Below are 901 nucleotides of genomic sequence, written 5' to 3' on the forward strand. Positions count from 1 at the left end.
ACAGGGGGACGTAGCCATGAGCGCCATGCTCTCTTCGCATTGCCGCTCTCGGATAAGGGGGAGTGAGGAAGTGGCCGGTAGATGTCTGTAAGTTACAGCGCGGGCGATAATACATCCGGTAGCCCCATCCTTGGGCCGGTGCAAGGCCGTATGCTTCCCGCGGCTCCGATGTATGGTCAGCGACCCGCTGATGCACCATTGGTCGACCTCGTCTTTCTCGGCAGAGTATCCGACGAGGATCTCCAGGACCCGACGCTGTCCATCCCGCGGCAGCTGGCGAGCTGCCAGGCCGTGCTGCCACCTGGCGCTAGAATCGTGGGGTATTACTGGGATGTCGAGTCCGGCCGTATCCATCCGGACTTTCGTGGCCGTAGCAGAGCAGCACGAAAGGTTTATGGTACCGGTTCCGCGGGACGGCGGGATACATGACCTCCTCGAAGCCGCGGCACGGCAGGACCGCACGTTCGACGCGGTTATCTGTGAGGCGATCGACCGTGTCGCGCGACGCACCTACTACGGGGTCAAGATTGAACACGACCTCGAACGTGCCGGCATAACGCTTCTGGCAGCAGACGAAGGCATAACACACTTACGCAAGCGGGCAACAGCGATCCTGACCAGACGGGTCAAACAGGCAACCGCCGAATGGTATGTGCTCGAGACCCTGGAGAAGGCCTGGGACGGGTTCTGTGAGCATGCGGTGCAGGGATGGAACATCGGAGTCCCACCCTACGGATACCGTGCCAAACGGATACCTCATCCGGTCCCTGCTAAACGGGCCGAAGGATTGCACAAGACACGGTTGGTTCTTGATCCGGCCCGTGCTCCGGCTGTTGCAATGATCTTTGAATGGCGGGTGGCCGCGCGTGTGTCCTGCCAGGAGATCGCCGACCGTCTCAAC

At 61.0% G+C, this 901-nt stretch carries 1 protein-coding gene; it reads left to right on the top strand.

Going from position 1 to position 901, the window contains the following annotated elements:
* Positions 1-394: 394 nt before the first annotated feature.
* Positions 395-901 (top strand): recombinase family protein (locus MJ797_RS23705; protein ID WP_239341382.1); only part of this gene is annotated, 507 nt, incomplete at its 3' end.

Source organism: Protofrankia sp. CiP3, from assembly GCF_917627345.1.
Taxonomy (GTDB): Bacteria; Actinomycetota; Actinomycetes; order Frankiales; family Frankiaceae; genus Protofrankia.